General features: G+C 40.6%; 4 protein-coding genes. 1 reads left to right on the plus strand and 3 read right to left on the minus strand.

Features of this window, described 5'->3' with window-relative positions; all coding sequences use genetic code 11:
- Nucleotides 1-383 (minus strand): TetR/AcrR family transcriptional regulator (locus WAM07_RS18580; protein WP_422168876.1); only part of this gene is annotated, 383 nt, incomplete at its 3' end.
- Between the two features lie 887 nt (nt 384-1,270).
- On the opposite strand from WAM07_RS18580, the gene WAM07_RS18585 reads away from it, so the two are divergent.
- Nucleotides 1,271-1,825, plus strand: a complete 555-nt coding sequence (locus WAM07_RS18585; RefSeq protein WP_422168877.1) for a class I SAM-dependent methyltransferase — start codon at nt 1,271-1,273, stop codon at nt 1,823-1,825.
- A 192-nt stretch (nt 1,826-2,017) separates the two neighbouring features.
- On the opposite strand, the gene WAM07_RS18590 is transcribed toward WAM07_RS18585, so the two are convergent.
- Complete coding sequence (locus WAM07_RS18590; RefSeq protein WP_422168878.1) at nt 2,018-2,530, minus strand: DUF6143 family protein; 513 nt, start codon at nt 2,528-2,530, stop codon at nt 2,018-2,020.
- A gap of 351 nt (nt 2,531-2,881) precedes the next feature.
- Nucleotides 2,882-4,666 carry a sulfatase-like hydrolase/transferase gene (locus tag WAM07_RS18595; protein WP_422168879.1) on the minus strand — a complete coding sequence of 595 codons (1,785 nt, stop codon included), beginning with the start codon at nt 4,664-4,666 and terminating at the stop codon, nt 2,882-2,884.
- Nucleotides 4,667-4,891: the final 225 nt, after the last annotated feature.

The raw sequence follows: 4,891 nt of genomic DNA on the forward strand, positions 1-4,891 counted from the left end.
AAATACTGCAGCACTTTCGATTTATGGTTTTTGGCAATATTTACAATGTTACTGTCTGTATCCTGATAGACTTCAATGGCACGCAGGAACATACACCCTTGAGGGGATACTTCTTTTAAGAAGGCTCCGTGCAATTGTGCAATTCGTACAAATGGTTCGTTAGAATAGGCCTCGGATGTCGAGCGAATGTATGCCCAGTATCGCTCTTCCCGGTGTTTAATGGTCTCTTCTACAAGCGTGTTCTTAGAGGAAAAGTGATTATATAACGTCATCGTCGCAACATTTGCTTCTTTAACAATTTGTTTTAAACCTACTCCATGGAATCCATAATCGTAGAATAGTTGTTCGGCCACATTTAATACTTGTTTACGTTTCTCACTCAATGGTTAAGCAAACCTCCTTTAGATAGAACGTTCATTCTACTTTCAAGTTAGCATCTATTAAAGTGTAAGTCAAAAGTAAATGGAAGGAGGCTGTATTATAGGAGATAAGAAGTGCGTGTACGCTATCTGAGCATTCTATACTTTCGTTTTGCGTGAAACAGGGAGCCGTCCTATAGAAGGAGAATGAATCGACAAAAAACGATAGGATAGAGGGATCGGTTTATCACCATGATTTCCTCCCTATGTTTACTTTGGAATAATAGAGTGAGATCGAGTGAGCAAGGACCACATATTATGACTTATTACGAATGGGGGTATTATTTGGTATTTATCTATTTATCAGCTTTCTTTTTAATAGTTGGGAGCTGGGCATGGTTTATTCATATCAAGGAAAAAGAAAAACCGTACTCTTTATTAGTTTTAGTTTCGCTCGCATCCCCCTTTCTATTGTTTTCTGTCGCGATTAAGCTTGCTGAATATAGAGGCAGCAACAGTGGAGTTTTTGTTTCAATCTTCCTTCTAATGATTCTGTTTGCGAACAGTATAATGTTAAATTTAACGATCATTCTAGTTTCCTTAAAGAATAAAGGAAGAAGTACTATTAAATAGGATTGACTGCGAGGCAGGGGGGTAAGGTAATAGGGGGTAGGTTGAGCGTGGCTTGTCAGCGGTACGAACATAAGGGAAAATCATAGATCCTATCATTTGAAGCGAACATGTATGATGCGCCATTTTTTTGAAACCTCAATAGGGGCTCTTCGTAATGTGAATAAGATAGTTTAAATTTATCGTTTATAGGATGGAACATTATGGAGTGAATGTATGTGGAGGATGCGCTTCAATGAACCGTGAAATGAGGCTAGAAGATTGGGAAAGAGGGGAGCATCATGAAGAAACCAGTCTACGATACTCATTATCAAGAACAGCATTATTTCGGAAATCCTTATCCTGGACTTGTGGCATTCTTTGAGGCGTATGAACCGAAAGGCCATGTCCTTGATCTAGGATGCGGACAAGGCAGAGATTCCTTAAGCTTAGGAAGGTTAAGGTATACGGTGACAGGCGTCGATGTCTCCACTGTCGGGCTCGATCAAATGAATCAAGTCGCTCGTGACGAGCAGTTAAACGTGACCGGGAAAGTAGGAGATGTCTACACGTACCCGATAGCCGCGGAGTACGATATTGTTCTGTTGGATTCGATGCTGCATTTTTATAAAAGGGATGTCGAGAATGAAACGAAGCTCGTCCAGCGTATTGCTTCAGAGCTGAAAAACGGTGGGTTGTTGGCCATTTTCATGATTCAAGGGGAAAAGAGGGAGACATACTTGAAGCGTGTGCTGGGTGAGATGGAGTTCGAGTGGGAAGTACTTGCTGACCGCTATACAGACTACCCAGAATTCAAAGCGCGCTATCATATGTATATCGTTAAAAAAGACAGTTGAGTGTATGTTTTGTTACTGCCATATAAAAATGTGTACTTTACAACTTATCCAATTACAGAGAATGTGGCTCGCAGAAAGTACTTATCTTGAATTCGGTTTTTCAAGTGAAGAAGGCGATTATTCAATAAGAATAGTCGCCCTATCTTTAGTTAAGAATTAGCCAGGAGAGTTGAAAAGTTAATTCCAAAATAATTAAAAGATTGCTTCACTCTCAAACCATTCGAACTCTATTTGAGCTTCAGCAGAGTAGCGACTGCATAAAAAGAACATTGCGTTTGTTCCTGGCTCTATAATTAATCGACCGTCCACTCTAAAACCCAGCTCGGTTCTTTGGGGACTTAGCGCCCTGGTACCGACAACTGTTCCTCCTGAAAAGGAACCTGAAACATTAGGGTTGAATAGAATTTGTCCAACAGGTTTATGATTGGAGGCCAGTTTCAGAACACTCACTTCTGATGATAGATTTGGGGTTCCGGGTGGCTCAGCATTAACAACAAAATCTGCCTTCACTAGTTTAGTCGAGAAGTTTGTCAAAGCAAAAAAAGAGACATATAAATTCACTTTAGATTGTAACGGATTTACAAGCTGGGCCCATGCATTTCTACTAGCGCTCGGTTTTAATACCCCGGAAGTTCCAGCAAACAACCTTCCTTTGGAACTTTGAAAGGCAGGGTTTATAATATCTACGTTTGGCTTTATTTCCATGTAAAGGTTACCTCCTTATAAGTCTACTTTTAATATATACTTTAGAATAGTCATTATGCTTTTATTGCAGTATATATAGAAAAGGGAACTTGGAAGGATTACAAAGAAGAACACTGGAGGAAGGAGGGGAGATTTTTTCATAAGAGGCTTATTCACCAATTAGGCCGGATTGGTAAAGACTCAGTATTGGGAAGTTTTGTAGAGAAGGGCTCCGTGGAACGGCTCGCTTTCCAACCCTACCCTCCTCCATTTAACGAAACGGCCCCCAATTTCAAAAATTGTTTACTACCAATCGGGAGCTTATCTGTAAAACCACCCCTGGAATTTAAGAGCGCCTAAAAGAAAATTGTATTATCCTTCCTGGCAATTACAAGACGGCATACCAGGAACTTCACCACTTGAGGGCTTTAATCTCTTTTGGTTGCATTGCTGATCCAGAGTGCCGATTAGCAATTCCTGAATAATGGTGGTTTCTGCCGTTGCATTAGTAGGATCAGCATAATTAATTTCCTCTAATGGGTCTGTTGTTAGATTGTATAATTCATATTGAGAGGGAACAGGCTCAGTTTTTGTTGTATTTAAACAGGTCGAGCATTGGGTATGATTCGTTACATCAATCGGTTTCCCTTTTTTAATTTCGGAGTCACTACAACCTGGATTACTCCAGAATTGAGGGTTATCATAATAACGAGCAAATTTCCAGTTTTCTTCTTTATGATCTTTTCCTGTCTTCAGTTGTGTAATGATGGCTTCAATGTGATTTGGTTGGACGACAGATTCGTAGGGTCTACCGGATGCGGTTGTCTGGTTTAATCCTTTTGTTATATCGTCATCAGACATAAAATAGAGAGGTTCGTTTGCTCTGAAAAATTGATCGTTGCCTTGAATAAGCGGAGTTAGATCTCTCCCGACTAAAGGATGAACTTCCGTATGAGATTTTGAGAGCTTTTCTTGAATTTTTTCTGCCTCTATATCAGCTAATCCTAACAGTGTTGGTAGAATATCGACATGGCTTGTTAGCATATGAGTTTCCTCATAATGAGAAAAAAGCTTTGGGCTGTGGATGATTAAGGGTACGTGGATAGATTCTTCATACATGTTATACCACTTTTGATGGAGCCCTCCGTGCGCGCCAAGAAGTTCTCCATGGTCAGATGTAAAAAGGACAATCGTATCTTCATAGAAAGTTGAGTTTTTCAGCGCATGAAAGACTTTATTCATTTCTTGATCTGCTTGTTTTTGTAAACTGTAATACAGTTGACGATAAAAGGGTTCGTCAAGGATAGGCTGCAATGCCTGCGGATAGATTTTCCGGTAACTTTCCTGGGCCCCTGGTTTAGTTGACAGGGACTCCCTGGCTGTAGGCGCTGGTGGAATTGGTGGAAGCGTTGGGTCAACTTCGAAATTAAACGCTGGTGAAAGGGCTGTTAACACACCATATAATGCAATGTCGTGTGGATTGACGAAGGAACACATCATAAACCATGGCGTGTCGTCTTTATTTGATTGTTCTTCCAGCGACTGGATGAGCTTGACAGTTTCCGAAGCATATACCTGGTCACGACCACTTGTGCCAATTGCGGCAGATGATCCCGAATTACGAGGACTTGATCCATGCGGTTCTGGACCAATCCATCCAGAAAATCCAAAGGCGTTCAAACGATCAGCTTTTTGATAGATTTTTTCCTTTTCTTTATTTGGTACACCGGTGTCTGGGTCATAGCTGGGAAATGCATGATGTGTACCTGGGATTAAAATATCTTCATCGGAAGCATGCCACTTCCCTTTCCAATAGGTTTGATAACCTGCTGTACGGAAATAGTCTCCTATAGTAGGTACGGTATTAGGATCAAGCCAAAAGACATCTGGATCAAAAGGTCCTTTAGCTACTCCGGTTGTTTGCGTTACCCCGTGAAGAGAAGGGTACTGACCTGTATAAATCGTTGCTCGACTAGGTGAGCAGGCGGTACTCCCTGCATAATGATTAGAAAACTCCATACCGTTCTTACGTAACAGATTTTGCGTTACTAAATTTTCTTTTCGCCACTTTTCCAGTTCGCTGGTTTCATAGACTGAAGGATACCTTTCCTGGTCAACCATTAATACAAGAATATTAGGTTTCTTCTTGTTTTTCATTACCTTCACCCTTTCATGTTAGATACTTCAGTTCATAATACAGAAGACATTTGTTATGCGAAATCGAATTTATGAGCATCTATATTAGGGGGATTCCAACGGGTTCTCTTATTCATATTGTAAAGAACCTCGACTCATCACCTTATCTTGTTCATATATCGTCATGACGAATCTCTTAACAACAAGGTTGAACACGCCCAGGTGAATTCTGGCATGAATTTCGTC

The sequence above is a fragment of the Halobacillus sp. genome, assembly GCF_049282395.1.
In the GTDB taxonomy this organism is placed as follows: Bacteria; Bacillota; Bacilli; order Bacillales; family Halobacillaceae; genus Halobacillus.